This window comes from Mesorhizobium sp. P160219 (genome assembly GCF_057786095.1).
In genome coordinates, this window is record NZ_JBYNWG010000001.1 from 4,211,340 (window position 1) to 4,227,017 (window position 15,678).

Genomic DNA, 15,678 nt, shown 5'->3' on the forward strand with positions numbered 1-15,678 from the left:
ATGAACAAGATTGGTTAATGCTTGGTGACCGCGAGAGGGCGTTCACTTGGTCGAGGCGGGTGCTTCATTCTCTTTTCTGGCCGCAAACGAGGTCAGCGCCGACAGGAAATCGCCCATACCCGGCCGCCTGCCGGCAATGAAGGGCAGGGGCCGCGCCGTCTCCATGGCAGCAATGCCGATACGCGCCGTCATCATGCCGTTGACCACGCCTTCGCCGAGTTTCGCCGAAAGCCGTGCGGCAAGGCCATGGCCGACGATCTGCTGGACAAAGCTGTCGCCGACGGCGATCGAGCCGGTCACCGCCAGATGGGCAAGAACGCTGCGCGCCAGCCGGAAAAAGCCCAGCGTGCCCGGCCTGCCGCCGTAGAGTTCGGACAAGCGGCGGATCAGGCGCCCGGCCTCGAACACGACATAGGCAACGTCTACGAGTGCGCGGGGGCTGACGGCGGTGACCAGCGACACGCGTTTGGCTGCTTCGAGGATCATCACCTTGGCTCTCGCATCGAGCGGCCCGAGAATTTCGGTCTCGGCCAGTCGCACCAGATTGCCGCCATCGATGATCTCGCCGCGCAATTCGGCCAGGGAGCGCCTGCCGGCCGCGGTTTCGGGTTTCGCAGCGACAAAGGCCGAAAGCTCTTCGACGACGGCCCTTGCAGCCTTCGGATCGTCGCGGGCCACGGCATCGAGCGCCCGCTTTTGCAGTTTTTCGACCTCGGCCAGCCGGGCGATAGCCAGGAATTCGCGCACCAGCACGACTGCGAGGGCCAACACGGCAATTGCGGCCATTCCCGCTGCCAGCCACCCCAGCCACTCTGCGCGCTCGAACAGGTCGCGGATGAGCTGGTCGGTCCACAGGCCGACGGCGAGCGAAACCAGCACGCCGACCGCGCCGAAAAACAGGCTGGCAAACAGCGAGCGCCTGCGCGGCGCGGTCGCCGGCGGCGGTTCGGCGGCGACAATGTCCGGCTCATCGAAGACATCGATCTCGGCCGGCACGACGACGGTGCGCGGCTTGCGCGGCGGCTCGGCATGGGGGCTGCGCGTTTCCTGCTTCGGTTCGGCCTCCGGCTCGATGCGGAAAGCTGCCGGTCTGCGGGGCGCGGTCATGCCAGATGGTCTCCGATCAGGAACTGCAAGGCGCGGTCGAGCCTGATATGCGGCAGCGACAGCGTGACGCCTTCAGCGGTGCGTTCGAGCTTTGGCGGGCGAAAGCGCACGAAACGGATCGCCGGATCGTCGCTGCTCTGCCGGTGGTCGGCTTCCGAAACGTCGAAAACCGCATCAATTTTCTCCGGCAAGTCCCCGGGAAATATGGCGGTTTCGGCTTTACCATCAAAGGTTTCGCCGTTGATCTTCTCGCCTTCAGCGGCGTGCCGATGATCACCGGCAGGGTGTCGCGGCCTTGCTTGACCGTGCCTTCGCGCGTCGCGCGCACCGCCGCCATGGCGACCACATCGACATCGGCGCCGGTGAAATTTGCCCGCGCCACGGCGCGGTCGGCAAGCCGCCGCACGATTGCCTGCAGCCGGTCATGGCTTTCGTGATGCAAATGGTCGGCCTTGGTCGCGGCAACCAGGATGCGGTCGATGCGGCGTGAAAACAGGTCGGTGAGGAAATTGCCTCGGCCAGGACGGAAACAGGAGAGGATTTCGGTCACCGCGCGTTCCAGGTCGGCCATCGCGCCGGGGCCGGCGTTCAACGCCTGCATGGCGTCGATCACCACGATCTGGCGGTCGAGGCGGGTGATGTGTTCGCGGAAGAACGGTTTCACCACATGCGTCTTGTAGGCCTCGTAGCGGCGCTCCATCATCGCTTGCAGCGAGCCGGAGCGCGGCCGTTTCTCACCCTTGAGCAGCAAGGGCGCGAAGGTCAGCGCCGGCGATCCCTCGAGGTCGCCAGGCATCAGGAAACGGCCGGGCGGCAAGGTCGAAAGCGCCCGCTCGTCGAGCTTGCAGGCCTTGAGGTAGGCGGCAAAACTCTCGGCGAGGCGCCGCGCCGTCATCTCGTCGGCTTCGGCATTGGGTTCGATCCTCGCCGACAGCGCCCGCCAGTCCTGCGACAGGTCGGCCCGCACCGGCAGCATCGCCATCTCGAACGCCTCGCGCGAAAAATCGGCGAAGGATTTGCCGAGCAGCGGCAGGTCGAGCAGCCATTCGCCGGGGTAGTCGACGATGTCGACCGACAATCGGCCGCTGGAAAACATCCGGTTCCAACCGGAGGCAGACTCATATTCGATGGTGAGCCTGAGTTCCGAAATGGCGCGCGTCGAGTCCGGCCAGACACGGTCGTTGACCAGGGCGGAGATATGGTCCTCGTACTGAAAACGCGGCACGGCATCGTCCGGCTGTTCCTCGAGGAAGGCGCGAGCGATCCGTCCCGACTTCTGCGCCTCGAACAGCGGCAGGCGCCCACCATGGATGAGATTGTGGACAAGGGCGGAGATGAACACTGTCTTGCCGGCGCGCGAAAGGCCGGTAACGCCCAGCCGAAGCGACGGCGAAAAAAGCCCGCTCGCACGCCCCGACAGCGTATCCAGGGCAATTCTCGCTTCGTCGGTGAAAGTGGTCAGCGATGATGCCAAAATCTGTTCTCTCGAGGCTTCCGTTCGCCCGATATAGGCTTTGCATCTCCAGTTTGAAATGGCGCCTGGACCTGGCCGGTTTCCGCTCAGAGATCGGCGGGCGTCAGGAAGGCTTCGAGATAGCCCGAACCTTGCGCGGCGTCGGTGAGGGTACCGTCGAAGCGCACGACCGCAAGGCCGGAGGTCGGGAAACCATGGTTCATGATGGCCCGCGCGGCCTCGTCGCCATCGCCCGAGACCGCCATGGCAAGGTCTTCCGTCATCGGATTGTGGCCGATGACCAGCAGCGAGCCGGGGCCGCCATTGCTGCGGATGATGGCGAGGTAGCCGGCGGCATCCTCGCTGTAGAGCGTGTCGAAGAACAGCACCCGGCCGGTATCGGTGTGGCCGGCGATGCCTTCCAGCGTCTGGCGCGCCCGCTTGGCGTTGGAGCAGAGCGTGATATCGGGGATGTAGTTGCGGGCACGCATCGCAGTCCCCATCATTTCGGCATCGGCAATGCCGGATGCGTCGAGCGGGCGATCGAAGTCGCGCACGCCGGGAAGGGCCCAGCCAGCCTTCGCATGCCTCAACAGATACAGTCTGCTCACCGGACCCCCAATGGTGTGCTGCCCACCAATGACACAACTGGATTAGCCACGAGAAAGGCCTGAGGCACAATGGGCGGCGACGCCCAAGCGCAGCGAATCATGTGCGAATTCGCCCGCGCCCTTCCTATGGAAGGCTTTGCTGAGGATCGCCCGCGCGGCATTAACAATTGCGTGAAACGCGCGCGGATTACGCTTGTGCAGCCTTCTCTGCGCGAATATATAGGCGCCAAATTTGGGGTTGTTGGGTGAGTCGAATGAACGATATCGTTACAGCCAATTACGTACCCTCCGAAGACGAGCCGTTCATGAACGAACGGCAGAAATCCTACTTTCGCTTGAAGCTCGTCACCTGGAAGACCGACATACTGCGCGAAGCGCGCGAAACACTCGAAATCCTGCAGCAGGAAAACGCCAACCACCCCGATCTCGCCGATCGCGCTTCCTCGGAAACCGACCGCGCCATCGAGCTTCGCGCCCGCGACCGCCAGCGCAAGCTCATTTCAAAGATCGATTCGGCGCTGCAGCGCATTGATGAAGGCACATACGGCTATTGCGAGGAAACCGGCGAGCCGATCGCGCTGAAGCGGCTGGATGCGCGTCCGATCGCGACCTTGTCGATCGAAGCGCAGGAGCGCCACGAACGCCGCGAGAAGGTCTATCGCGACGATTGAGCCGCTGCCGTCAGGCAGGACTGTTTCATCAGAAATGGCCGGGTTTCCCGGCCATTTCTGTTTTTGGCCGAAGGGTTTAGTCCGCCCCCAAGTTAAAGCGCGTCGCGCTGAAACGGACGACACGCTTAAGCGGCGTTCGATCGGGAATTCGGCAAGATGTGACGGTTCGCCGGGCTTTATCGTTTCTGGCTGGCGAGTTCGCCGAGCAGCTTGGTCATCTCGTCGTCGAGAGACTGCGGTGCCTTCGCAGCCGGCTTGCTTGCCGGTTTGGGGTGCGAATCGTCGAGCGAGACCTCGAGCTCCCGCATCAGGGTATCGTCGATGGACTCATGCTTCGGTGGCGGGGCCTGCCGGGCAGTATTGGCGGCGGAGCCATAGGCCGGCAGCGGTGTCACATTGCTCGCCTGGTAGATTTGAGCCGGTTTCGGCGCCGGCGCGGCCTGGCGCGGCGGAACGGCGGCCGGAGCAGCCCTTACCGGTTGCGGCGGCGGCGCCTGCCTTGCGGGCGTGGCCGGAGCGGGTTGTGCTGCGCGCGGACGCGGCGCCTGTTGCTGCTGGCCAACACCGCCATCGCCGGTCAATGCCGGACGGCGTGGCGCTGCAAGCCTGATATCGCGCTCGACGACAACGTCGGTTGGGCCGCCGATCAAAAGCAGGTGTTCGATGTCGTCGCGACGGATGAGCACCAGCCGGCGGTGGCTGTCGACTGCCGTGGCGTCCATGACCGCCAGCCGTGTCTTGCGGTTCCTGCCGCCGGCAACGAAGGTGCCGAAGGTCAGGTTGCGGATCAGCCTGATGATGATGAGCACGATGACCAGCAGGACAAGGGCAGCAAACGTCCACAGCAGCGCTGCGGCATATCCGGGACCCGCCACATTATCCAGCCACTGCATCGGTGCCCCCAATCGGCTTTTGAAGTGGAGGGACACTAGACCGTTGCGGCCAGCCACCGCAAGTTGCCTTCACGCTTCGTGAACAGCTTGAAAACACCGACGCGTCATTTTTATCCGACATTTGCCGCCAAGGCCTTTTCCGGATTAGGAGAATGTGATTCAACCGGCCGGGGGCGGTGTCGGACAACTCACGAGCAGGGGGCATATGGCCAGGGAAACGCGCGGCGATTTCTATCCGGTACCGATCGTCGATCAGAACACGCGGCCAGGCGCGGTTACCCGGCTCATCGTGTTCATCATCGTCCTGACTGGGGCCGCGATCGTTTTCGGCATTTTCCGCGAGCGTCTTGGCGATCCGTTCCTGCTCGGCATGCTGGGCGTGCTTGCCATGATCGGCGTCGGCTTCCTGTTCGCCACGGCCATCGGCTTCGTGCAGATCGCGCCGCGTTCGACCGGGGACGAACTGTCGAAGGCCTTCGTCGATTCGATGTCGCAGGGCCTGATCGTCACCGACACCAAGGGCCGCGTCGTCTACGCCAACCGGGCCTACGCCGAGATGACCGGTGCCGCGTCGGCCGCCGATCTGAAGACGGTCGAAGGCCTGCTTTCCGATGTCCCCGAAGCTTCGGTGACCATATACCGGCTGGCCTCGGGCTTGCGCGATGGCCAGGCCGGCGACGGTGAGTTCCGGCTAGCACAGTCGATCCGGCCGGGCGCCGAACCCGGCGCGCGCTGGTACCGGGCGCGGGCCCGGACCTTCAGCGTTCCCGGTCAGCGCCTGCCGATGCTTGCCTGGCAGCTTGCCGATATCTCGCAGGAACGGGCCGAGCAGGAGCGTTTCTTCCTCGACTTGCAGAAGGCCATCGACCATCTCGACCATGCGCCGGCCGGTTTCTTCTCGGCCGACCAGGAAGGCCGTGTCACCTACATCAACGCCACGCTCGCCGAATGGCTGGGCATCGATCTGGCGAGCTTCACCCCTGGCGCCGTGACACTCCCGGAAATCGTCGCCGGCGACGGCATGGCGCTGGTGCGCTCGGTCAAGGCCGATCCCGGCACCACCCGCAACGCCGTCATCGATCTCGATCTGACGACGACAACCGGCGAGGCGGTGCCGGTGCGCTTCATGCATCGGGTCTCGGCCAGCCGAGAGGGGACCAACGGTCCGACCCGCACCATTGTGCTCAACCGCACCCAGGGCGAGGACGCATCGGCCGACCTTCGTGCTTCGGAAGTGCGCTTCACCCGTTTCTTCAATTCGACGCCGATGGCCATTGCTGCCGTCGACAATGGCGGCCGCATCCTGCGCACCAACGCGCCGTTCCTGTCGCTGTTTTCCTCCGTCGTCGACGGCGACGCGGTTGACCGCCGCGTGCGGCTGGACACCGTGATCCATGAGCGCGACCGGCCGGCCTTTGCCGCCGCCTTCGAGAAGGCGCGGCTGAGGCAGGCCGACATCGAGCCGATCGACACGCTGCTGCCCGGCAATGAGGAGCGTCACATCCGCTTCTACGTCAACGCCGTCGCCGACGGCACCGGCGAGGGCGCCGACGAATCGGCCATCGTCTATGCCGTCGAGACCACCGAGCAGAAGGCGCTCGAGGGCCAGATGGCGCAGAGCCAAAAGATGCAGGCTGTCGGACAGCTTGCCGGCGGCATCGCCCACGACTTCAACAATGTGCTGACCGCCATCATCATGGCGTCGGATCTTTTGCTGACCAATCACCGTCCGTCGGACCCATCCTTCCCCGACATCATGAACATCAAGCAGAATGCCAACCGGGCGGCCTCGCTGGTGCGGCAGTTGCTCGCCTTCTCGCGCAAGCAGACTTTGCGGCCGGAAGTGCTGAACCTGACCGACGTGCTTGCCGATCTCCGGATGCTGCTTGCCCGCCTGGTCGGCAACGAGATCAAGCTGAAGGTCGACCACGGCCGCGATTTGTGGCCGGTCAAGGTCGATATCGGCCAGTTCGAGCAGGTGGTGGTCAACCTCGCCGTCAACGCGCGCGACGCCATGCCGGCCGGCGGCGACCTCACCGTGCGCACCCGCAACGTCACCGCCGAACAATGCAAGAGCTTCTCCTACCGCGAGCTCACGCCTGCCGACTATGTCGTGGTCGAGGTCGAGGATAGCGGCTCGGGCATTGCCCCGGACGTGCTGAAGAAGATTTTTGAGCCGTTCTTCACCACCAAGGAAGTCGGCAAAGGCACCGGCCTTGGCCTGTCGATGGTCTATGGCATCATCAAGCAGACCGGCGGTTTCATCTTCTGCGATTCCGAAGTCGGCAAGGGCTCGACCTTCCGCATCTTCTTGCCGCGCCATATCGTGGAGGCGAAGAAGCCCGGCGACGTCAGCGAGGCGCCGGCTGCGCCGGTGAAAGCCGCCGACAGCGCCAAGGACCTGTCGGGCTCGGCCACTGTGCTCCTCGTCGAGGACGAAGACGCCGTGCGCATGGGCGGCTCGCGGGCGCTGACCTCGCGCGGCTATACCGTCCATGAGGCCTCCTCGGGCGTCGAGGCGCTGGAAGTCTTCGAAGCGCTCGGCGGCAAGGTCGATATCGTCGTGTCCGACGTGGTGATGCCGGAAATGGACGGACCGACGCTGCTCGGCGAACTGCGCAAGCGCCAGCCCGACATCAAGTTCGTCTTCGTGTCCGGCTATGCCGAAGACGCTTTCGCCAGAAACCTGCCGCCGGACGCGCAATTCGGCTTCCTGCCGAAGCCGTTCTCCCTCAAGCAGCTGGCCACCGTGGTCAAGGATGTGTTGGAGTCTTAGGGCGCCCTAATTCAAAGCTTGCGCAATGACGTGACGCTGCCATGATTGCAGGCGAAACGGGCGGCGGGTATTGGGGAGCATGTCGTGACGCCGCACAACGAGGCTGCCAGGGGCGACTATGCCGCAACGGTGCTGTTACCGGGCGATCCGCAACGCGCCGAGTGGATGGCAAAGACATTTCTTGAGGCACCGCGCTGCGTCAACCGCCGCCGGGGCGCACTCGGCTTCACTGGTCTCTATCGCGGCCGTCCCATCAGCATCCAGGCCACCGGCATCGGTGTCCCGTCCTTCCTGGTCTATGTGCATGAACTCCTGGATGTTCACGGCGTCAAAACGCTGATCCGCACAGGTACCTGCGGCGGCCTGACACCCCGCGTGCCGCTGCGCTCCTTGGTGATCTCGCAGTCGGTGCGCGCCGAAAGCGACCAAAGCGGCCAGGTCTTCGGCCTCTACGATGCTGCCGCCGGGCCCGATCCCGGCCTGTTCGCCCACGCTTTGGCCTGCGCCGCCCAGCTCGGCATCGACCACCAGGCCGGGCTGACCATCTGCAGCGACGTCTTCTACCACCCTGTAGGGCGCGACCGCTTTGCCGAAGCGCAGGCGCTTGGCGCTCTCGCTGTCGATATGGAAACCAGCGCACTCTACCGAATCGCGGCGCATTTCGGCGCCCGCGCGCTGTCGCTGCTGACCGTCGTCGACAACATCGTGACCGGCGAACAGACTGCCTATTCCGAACGTCAGGCGCTGTTCACCGATATGGCGCGGCTCGGGCTCGACGTTGCGGCGGAAGGCTAGCTTCCTCAGGCCGCTTCGCGCTTCGGCGTCAGCTCATCCATGTCTGGCCGGTGACCGCGCAGATAGAGCGCGCAGGTGGTACGCAGCATCGACGCGAAGTTGGGAATGGCGCCGTTGATCTCGATCGCCTCGTCATAGAGTTTTGAGATGAACTTCGGCGTCGTCAGGCCCTGGCTGTCGGCAATTTCGTCAAGCAGCGCCCAGAACGTTCCTTCAAGCTGGATACTCGTAGAGTGACCGTCGATGCGGATCGACCGGTTGATCTGTCGATAGCCTTCCGGATCCTGCCCGGCAAAAACCCTGCACATCCTTACCTCCCGATATTGTTGGTTTTGGGCGCAGCGTGTCGCGCCTTCAAGTTGTGGTTGTCCCTGCATGTTCGGCCTTGTGGGCCGAATCGGCAATCGGACTTTCGTCTTTAGGCGCTGGCATAGCAGCGATTGCAAATTTAGCCGTGGTAACCGGCTGCCACCACCTTTCGCGCGTGCCGCCCATAATCGCCTCCAACATGCAGCGGCGGAGACTGATTTGGCGAAGGCAATCCATTCCATGATCCGGGTTCTCCAAGAGGCCAGATCCGTCGATTTCTACAGAAACGCTTTCGGGCTCGACGTCGCCGACAGGCTGGATTTCGAGACATTCACGCTGATTTACCTTGCCAACGCCGAAACGGGGTTCGAGCTCGAACTCACCGTGAACAAGGGCCGCACCGAGCCTTATGGGCTTGGCGACGGTTACGGCCATCTGGCGGTCTCGGTGTCCGATCTCGACAGCGAACACGACCGGATCGGCGCGCTCGGCCTCAACCCCAAGAAGATCGTCGAATTCAACCGCGACGGATCGCTGATCGCCCGCTTTTTCTTCATCGAGGACCCCGACGGCTACAAGATCGAGGTTCTGCAGCGTGGAGGGCGCTTCCAGTAGGGGATTATCAGCCGCATTCAGCCGCGCGGCGCCAGCAACGGCGCTGTTCAAGGGCGCAAACAGCAAGCAGGGAGGAACAAATGGTCACGATCTATGACGCGAGGCTCTCACGTCGTGAACTTCTCAAACGCGGCGGCATCGGCGCGTTGCTCGTCATTTCCGGCAGCGCCGTCATCAGCCCTGAAAATGCCTGGGGGCTCGAGACATCAGCGCTCAAGCCCGAAACCATGGCGACGCTGATCCAGATGGCGCGCGACATCTATCCGCACGATCAGGTGCCCGACAAATACTACGCCATCGCCGTAAAAGGCCATGACGAGCAGGCCGGCAAGGACGCTGCCTACAAGACGATGATCGAAGACGGCATCGCCGACCTCGACAAGAAGTCGGGCGAGGGCGGCTATCGCGGCCTCGGCTGGGAGGAGCAGCGCGTCGCCGTGCTGCAGCAGATCGACGCGACGCCGTTCTTCCAGTCCATCCGCGGCGGCCTCGTCGTCAGCCTCTACAACCAGCAGGAGGTGTGGCCGATCTTCGGCTACGAGGGCGAATCCTACTCCAAGGGCGGCTACATCGCGCGCGGTTTCGACGACATAGAGTGGCTCTGAGCCCTTCCGTCGTTCTGAAACCCGGCAAACAGGAATTCATGGGAGGAAACCATGGCAGCTTCATTTGATCTCAACAACGATGGCGTGGTCGTGATCATCGGCTCCGGCGCCGGCGGCGGCACGCTCGGCAACGAACTCGCCCAGAAAGGCGTCGATGTCGTCATCCTCGAGGCCGGCGCGCGCCACGAATACGAGGATTTCATCAATGATGAGTGGGGTTCCTTCAGCCAACTCGCCTGGACGGACAAGCGCACGACGTCCGGCGACTGGCGGGTGTCGAAGGATTTCCCCAATTTGCCGGCCTGGATAGTCAAATCGGTCGGCGGCTCGACCACGCACTGGGCCGGCGCCTCGCTGCGCTTCCAGGAGCATGAGTTCAAGACGCTCTCGACCTACCGCAAGCTGGAAGGCGCCAACCTGCTGGACTGGCCGGTCACATTGGCCGAGATGGAGCCGTACTACGCCAAGGCGGAAGCCAAGATGGGCGTCACCGGCACCAATGGCTGGCCGCGGCTGCCCGGCAACAACAATTTCAAGGTGCTCAAGGCCGGCGCCGACAAGCTCGGCTACAAGGAATGTCATACCGGCAACATGGCAATCAATTCGGTCGAGCGTGATGACCGGAACTCCTGCCAACAGACCGGCTTCTGCTTCCAGGGCTGCAAATGGGGCGCCAAATGGTCGACGCTCTATACCGAGATCCCCAAGGGCGAGGCCTCCGGCCATCTCGAAGTCCGGCCGAATGCCATGGCGATCAAGATCAACCACGACGCCTCAGGCAAGGTGACCGGCGTCGTCTATGCCGACAAGGACGGCAAGCTGCAGGAACAGAAGGCCCGCATTGTCGCCGTCGCCGGCAACTCGATCGAAAGCCCGCGCCTGCTGCTAAACTCCGAGTCAGCGAAGTTTCCGCAAGGGCTTGCCAATTCGTCGGGGCAGGTCGGCAAGAACTACATGCGCCACACCACCGGTTCGGTCTACGCCATCTTCGACCAACCGGTGCATATGTATCGCGGCACCACCATGGCCGGCATTATCCGCGACGAGGCGCGGCACGATCCCTCACGCGGCTTTGTCGGCGGCTATGAATTCGAGACGCTGTCGCTCGGCTTGCCCTTCATGGCCGCCTTCCTCAATCCCGGCGGCTGGGGCCGTTCCTTCACCACCGCGCTCGACCACTATGATCACATGGCTGGCCTGTGGATCGTCGGCGAGGACATGCCGCGCGCGGAAAACCGCGTCACGCTGCACAAGGACGAGAAGGACGCGCACGGCATGCCGATCGCCGACGTGCATTTCGATGATCATCCCAACGACACGGCGATGCGCAACCATGCCTACAAGCAGGCCACAGCGCTTTATGATGCGGTCGGCGCGACGCGCTCCTTCCCGACGCCGCCCTATCCCTCAACCCACAATCTCGGCACCAACCGGATGAGTGAAAAGGCGGAAGACGGCGTCGTCAACAAGCACGGCCAGGCGCACGACATCAAAAACCTGTTCGTGTCGGACGGCAGCCAGTTCACCACCGGTGCGGCTGAAAATCCGACGCTGACGATCGTGTCGCTGGCTATCCGCCAGGCCGAATACATCGCTTCGCAAATGTCGGCCAAGACGATCTGAGCCGTCCTCCCGGATCGCTACGCGGAACGCGCATGGCGCGTTCCGCCCTTTTCCCTAGGACACTATGCGCCGACCGGCTGTCCGTCCTTGCGGCGGATGGCGACGACGGACGGCCGCGGCAATTGGCCATCCCTGAAGTCGGGCCACAGCGTCTGCGCCTTGTCGAGCGTCTCTGCATCTTCCGCAGGGTGCTGCACCGACAGGAACAAAGTCGAGCCGTCCGGCGTGAAGCACGGGCCGGTCGCTTCGGCGCCGTGCGGGCAGGTGAACAGCAGCTTCGGCAGGCCGCGCGCCGCACCTTCGGTGTCGACGCCATAGACGCCGTCCGGCAGGTCGAAATCATTGGCGCCGTCCGTCGCCACCCACAGCCGCCCGGCCGGATCGAAGGTGATGTTGTCGGGGCAGACGAACCAGCCATTGTCCGACGTATCCGGATGGAAGGTGGCGCCGACCTTGGCATCCCTGGGATTGCCGCAGAGCACGAACAGGTCCCAGGCATAGTTTTCGGCCGTGTGGTCGGCGTCCGCGCCGCGGCCGCCGGGCGGGATCAGTTCGACAATATGGCCCCAGAGATTTTCCGGCCGCGTGTTGGCCGGATTGACCTTTGACTGGTCGCGCTTCTTGTTCTTGGTCATCACCGCATAGACGCGGCCGGTCACCGGATTGGTCTCGATGTCCTCGGGCCGGTCCATCGGCGTGGCGCCGAGCGCATCTGCCGCAAACCGCGTCTTCAACAGCACCTCGGCCTGGTCGGCAAAACCGTTCTCGACGGTAAGCTTGCCCTGGCCGTGCACCAACGGCAGCCACGTCATCGAGCCATCGGCATCGAAGCGGGCGACCGACAGCACGCCATCGTCGAGCAGATCGGCGCCGGAGGCCGGGTTGGCCTTGTCATAGGCCTTGGCCGAGACGAAGCGGTACATATATTCGAAATAGTCGTCGTCACCCATATAGACGACAACGCGGCCGTCCTTGTTGAGGACCACGGTCGAGGCCTCATGCGACATGCGGCCAAGTGCCGTGCGCTTCACCGGCCTGGACTGAGGATCGTAAGGGTCGATCTCGACCACCCAGTCGAAGCGGTTGGCCTCGTTCGGTTCCTTGTCGAGGTTGAAGCGGTCATGGAAGCGGCCGCGGCCATAGATGTCGGAGCCGTCGAAGCGGTAACGGTCGAGCAGGTCGGCAGTCGGCGCCTTTTTCGGGTCGCCGCCGAAAATGTCGGACACGCCTTCCTCGCAGGTCAGCACCGTACCCCAGGGGGTGAAACCGCCGCTGCAATTATAGCTGGTGCCGAGCACTTTCGTGCCAGTCGGGTCGGCCGAAGTTTTCATCAGCGCATGGCCGGCAACCGGTCCGGAAACGGTCATTTCGGTGTTGGCGGTGATGCGGCGGTTGAGCGGGCTGTCCGCCACGCTTGCCCACTTGCCGTCCTTCAATTGCACCTCGACGATCGAATGGCCCATCGCGGCCATGCCGAGATCGACCTGTTCCCTGGTCATCGTCTTGCCGGCATCGCCCTCGGTCATCCCCGGAAACATCACATTGGGCGAGATGTATTCGTTGTTGACGCAGAGCAGGCCATGATCGGAATTCACCGTGCCCTTGGGCAGCGGCATGAAGGCGATGTAGTCGCAATTGTAGCCGAAGCGCTTTTCCTGTTCCTCCGCCGCGACCTTGTTGCCGTCGAATTCGGCGAGGCCGGCTGCAAGCGGGTCGCCCCAGCGCGCGACGATGGTCGTCTCATAGCCTTCGGCGGCGGCATGGGTCTTGCCGTAGACCCGTTTCAGCTCGGGAAAGCCGAGCGTCGACTGCGCTGTGGCGGCATGCGTTTCGCCGGCAAACAAGGAGCCGACAAAGCTGCCGCCGGCAATCAGCGCGCCGGAGGCGAGGCTGCCTTTCAAAAGAGACCGGCGCGAGACGCGCTCGGCAATGATTTCGCGGATGACGGGGGAGGATGAAGACGGTGCATTGGCCATGGTGTCTGCCTCTCAGGGTGGATGTTACGGCGCACCGTTGCCCTAGTCTGCCTAGGCAACATTCACATGACATAAGAGGAAGGTTTTGCCGCAACTGGGCGCGGCACTACGCATCGCTCAGCCCTTGGTGCAGGTCGAGGCGGTGAAGGCGCCGTCGGGCTGCTTCAGAATGATGTCGAATGACGGGGCGGTCTCGCCGTCCAGTGTTGCCTGTGTCATGGAGACGGAGTTGCCACCGGTGGTATAGCCGCCCAGCGGCCCGAGCCAGGTGATCTCGCCATTGGCATTCATCTGATAGTTGTAGCCTTGCGTCGCGGTGCCGAATGTCACCGGACCACTATAGACATTGCCCTTGATAGTGATGTCGCCGAGGTTGAGGAAGGCGCCGAGCAAATAGACCTCGCAATGATAGGTGCCGTCCGGAAGCTTGCCCTCGCTGAAATCGGCGCGCACGGCGCCGCTCGTTGCCATCAGCAGCAGGATGCCGGAAATGCATGAGGTGCGAGATGTCATGACGTCACTCTTTTGAAGGGCGAGCTTGCCCTATTTTTGCGCGGTACCGCAACATTGTTAGCCCGGAACACACGGCCGGAGATCAAAAACTAGGCATTTGTCTCAATTGGGCAAAAATTAGGCAAAAGCCATGTGCGCTGCGCAAATTTGCCTCAATCAATTTTCGCCGGCTACCACTGTTTTCTCGAGGCTAATATACCAACCGGCTGATAACGCTCGGCTATTCCATCTTCGTGAGCGGCGCCTTTGCGTTTGGCACGGCAGTTGCATTGCATTATCGCGGTGCAATCAAACAGCTTGGGAGTCTTCGGTATGAGGGGTAATTTCTCCACAATAACAAAAATGTTTTCGGCCGGCGTGGTCGCCGCCGGCCTGTCGATGTCGTCTCCGGCCCAGGCCGCCGAAGACACGATCAAGGTCGGCATTCTGCATTCGCTGTCGGGGACCATGGCGATTTCGGAGACGACGCTGAAAGACGCCATGCTGATGCTCATCGAAGAGCAGAATGCCAAGGGCGGTCTGCTCGGCAAGAAGCTCGAGGCGGTCGTTGTCGATCCGGCCTCCAACTGGCCGCTCTTTGCCGAAAAGGCGCGCGAGCTGATCTCGAAGGACAAGGTCGCCGCCGTGTTCGGCTGCTGGACCTCGGTGTCGCGCAAATCGGTGTTGCCGGTGTTCTCGGAACTCGACAACATCCTGTTCTACCCCGTCCAGTATGAGGGCGAGGAAAGCGAGCGCAACGTGTTCTACACCGGCGCCGCCCCGAACCAGCAGGCGATTCCTGCCGTCGATTATCTCATGAGCGAGGACGGTGGCTCGGTGAAGCGCTGGGTGCTGGAAGGCACCGACTACGTCTATCCCCGAACCACCAACAAAATCCTCGAGGCCTATCTGAAGGCCAAGGGCGTCGCCGCCGAAGACATCATGGTCAACTACACGCCGTTCGGCTTCTCCGACTGGCAGACCGAAGTCTCCGCAATCAAGAAATTCGGCTCGGCCGGCAAGAAGACCGCCGTCGTCTCGACCGTCAATGGCGACGCCAACGTTCCGTTCTACAAGGAACTCGGCAACCAGGGCATCAAGGCCGAGGACATCCCGGTCATGGCCTTTTCGGTCGGTGAGGAAGAACTGGCCGGTCTCGATACCGCGCCGCTGGTCGGCCATCTCGCTGCCTGGAACTATTTCGAGAGCGTCGACACACCCGAAAACAAGAAGTTCATCGCCGACTGGCACAAGTTCATCAAGAATGACAAGCGCACCACCAACGACCCGATGGAAGCTCACTATATCGGCTTCAACATGTGGGTGAAGGCGGTCGAAAAGGCCGGCACCACCGATCCCGACAAGGTCATCGACGCCATGGTCGGCGTGTCCGTGCCGAACCTCACCGGCGGCTATTCGACCATGATGCCGAACCATCACATCACCAAGCCGGTGCTGATCGGCGAGATCCAGGCCGACGGCCAGTTCGAGACCGTGTCGCAGACGCCCGGCCTCGTGATGGGCGACGAATGGTCCGACTATCTGCCCGATTCCAAGGACCTGATTTCGGATTGGCGCGCGCCTCTGTCCTGCGGCAACTTCAACGTTGCCACCGGCAAATGCGGCGGCAAGGGCACGAACTGATCCCTCCCGGGACCGACCGATCGTGGACGCGTCCACGATCGGTACCGCCAAGCGTCCGGGCGCTTCAGCCCGCCCGGACGCGGAATTTCCCCACAGAAGAGTATCTGA

General features: G+C 63.0%; 14 protein-coding genes and 1 pseudogene. 8 read left to right on the forward strand and 7 right to left on the reverse strand.

From position 1 onward, the window contains the following. Positions 1-42: 42 nt before the first annotated feature. The 3 genes and pseudogenes from AC3EMP_RS20325 to AC3EMP_RS20335 form a co-directional block, all read right to left on the reverse strand. A complete protein-coding gene (locus tag AC3EMP_RS20325) occupies positions 43-1,107 on the reverse strand; it encodes a YcjF family protein (protein WP_023693368.1) in 1,065 nt (354 codons plus the stop codon). Beyond that, positions 1,104-2,581, reverse strand: a pseudogene (locus tag AC3EMP_RS20330) (YcjX family GTP-binding protein). Before AC3EMP_RS20330 ends, AC3EMP_RS20325 begins: the two are co-directional and overlap by 4 nt. An 86-nt stretch (positions 2,582-2,667) precedes the next feature. Further along, positions 2,668-3,171: a SixA phosphatase family protein gene (locus AC3EMP_RS20335; RefSeq protein WP_023696494.1), complete on the reverse strand. Its 504-nt coding sequence runs from the start codon at positions 3,169-3,171 to the stop codon at positions 2,668-2,670. Between the two features lie 69 nt (positions 3,172-3,240). Between AC3EMP_RS20335 and AC3EMP_RS20340 the strand changes: the two genes are divergently transcribed. Together AC3EMP_RS20340 and dksA are read left to right on the forward strand one after the other, a co-directional pair. Beyond that, a complete protein-coding gene (locus AC3EMP_RS20340; RefSeq protein ID WP_023706174.1) occupies positions 3,241-3,420 on the forward strand; it encodes a hypothetical protein in 180 nt (59 codons plus the stop codon). Positions 3,421-3,425: 5 nt separating this feature from the next. After that, entirely contained in the window at positions 3,426-3,842 is a 417-nt protein-coding gene (dksA, locus tag AC3EMP_RS20345; RefSeq protein WP_023673491.1) for an RNA polymerase-binding protein DksA, read from the forward strand. Between the two features lie 176 nt (positions 3,843-4,018). Here the strand turns inward: dksA and AC3EMP_RS20350 are convergent, their stop codons facing one another. Continuing rightward, on the reverse strand, positions 4,019-4,735 hold the full coding sequence (locus AC3EMP_RS20350; RefSeq protein ID WP_023706175.1) for a flagellar biosynthetic protein FliO: 717 nt from the start codon (positions 4,733-4,735) through the stop codon (positions 4,019-4,021). Between the two features lie 205 nt (positions 4,736-4,940). Here AC3EMP_RS20350 and cckA point away from each other — a divergent pair, with 205 nt between their 5' ends. Both cckA and AC3EMP_RS20360 read left to right on the forward strand, forming a co-directional pair. Continuing rightward, a complete protein-coding gene (gene cckA, locus AC3EMP_RS20355) occupies positions 4,941-7,511 on the forward strand; it encodes a cell cycle histidine kinase CckA (protein ID WP_023707485.1) in 2,571 nt (856 codons plus the stop codon). Between the two features lie 84 nt (positions 7,512-7,595). Then, positions 7,596-8,306 (forward strand): purine-nucleoside phosphorylase, encoded by a 711-nt coding sequence (locus tag AC3EMP_RS20360; RefSeq protein ID WP_023712397.1) that lies wholly within the window; start codon positions 7,596-7,598, stop codon positions 8,304-8,306. Positions 8,307-8,311: 5 nt separating this feature from the next. Here AC3EMP_RS20360 and AC3EMP_RS20365 read toward each other — a convergent pair whose 3' ends face one another. Continuing rightward, complete coding sequence (locus AC3EMP_RS20365) at positions 8,312-8,614, reverse strand: ribbon-helix-helix domain-containing protein (RefSeq protein WP_023670924.1); 303 nt, start codon at positions 8,612-8,614, stop codon at positions 8,312-8,314. A gap of 220 nt (positions 8,615-8,834) precedes the next feature. On the opposite strand from AC3EMP_RS20365, the gene AC3EMP_RS20370 reads away from it, so the two are divergent. The 3 genes from AC3EMP_RS20370 to AC3EMP_RS20380 all read left to right on the forward strand — a co-directional run bounded on the left by AC3EMP_RS20370 (position 8,835) and on the right by AC3EMP_RS20380 (position 11,458). Further along, complete coding sequence (locus tag AC3EMP_RS20370; protein WP_023684616.1) at positions 8,835-9,230, forward strand: VOC family protein; 396 nt, start codon at positions 8,835-8,837, stop codon at positions 9,228-9,230. A gap of 80 nt (positions 9,231-9,310) precedes the next feature. Next, positions 9,311-9,835 (forward strand): twin-arginine translocation pathway signal, encoded by a 525-nt coding sequence (locus tag AC3EMP_RS20375; RefSeq protein WP_023688647.1) that lies wholly within the window; start codon positions 9,311-9,313, stop codon positions 9,833-9,835. A 51-nt stretch (positions 9,836-9,886) separates the two neighbouring features. Next, on the forward strand, positions 9,887-11,458 hold the full coding sequence (locus AC3EMP_RS20380; RefSeq protein ID WP_352596362.1) for a GMC family oxidoreductase: 1,572 nt from the start codon (positions 9,887-9,889) through the stop codon (positions 11,456-11,458). 62 nt (positions 11,459-11,520) lie between these two features. Here AC3EMP_RS20380 and AC3EMP_RS20385 read toward each other — a convergent pair whose 3' ends face one another. Continuing rightward, positions 11,521-13,434 (reverse strand): PhoX family protein, encoded by a 1,914-nt coding sequence (locus AC3EMP_RS20385; protein WP_352711970.1) that lies wholly within the window; start codon positions 13,432-13,434, stop codon positions 11,521-11,523. A gap of 117 nt (positions 13,435-13,551) precedes the next feature. Then, positions 13,552-13,947, reverse strand: a complete 396-nt coding sequence (locus AC3EMP_RS20390) for a hypothetical protein (RefSeq protein WP_352711968.1) — start codon at positions 13,945-13,947, stop codon at positions 13,552-13,554. A gap of 312 nt (positions 13,948-14,259) precedes the next feature. On the opposite strand from AC3EMP_RS20390, the gene urtA reads away from it, so the two are divergent. Beyond that, positions 14,260-15,570 (forward strand): urea ABC transporter substrate-binding protein, encoded by a 1,311-nt coding sequence (urtA, locus tag AC3EMP_RS20395; protein WP_023688643.1) that lies wholly within the window; start codon positions 14,260-14,262, stop codon positions 15,568-15,570. Positions 15,571-15,678 lie beyond the last annotated feature (108 nt).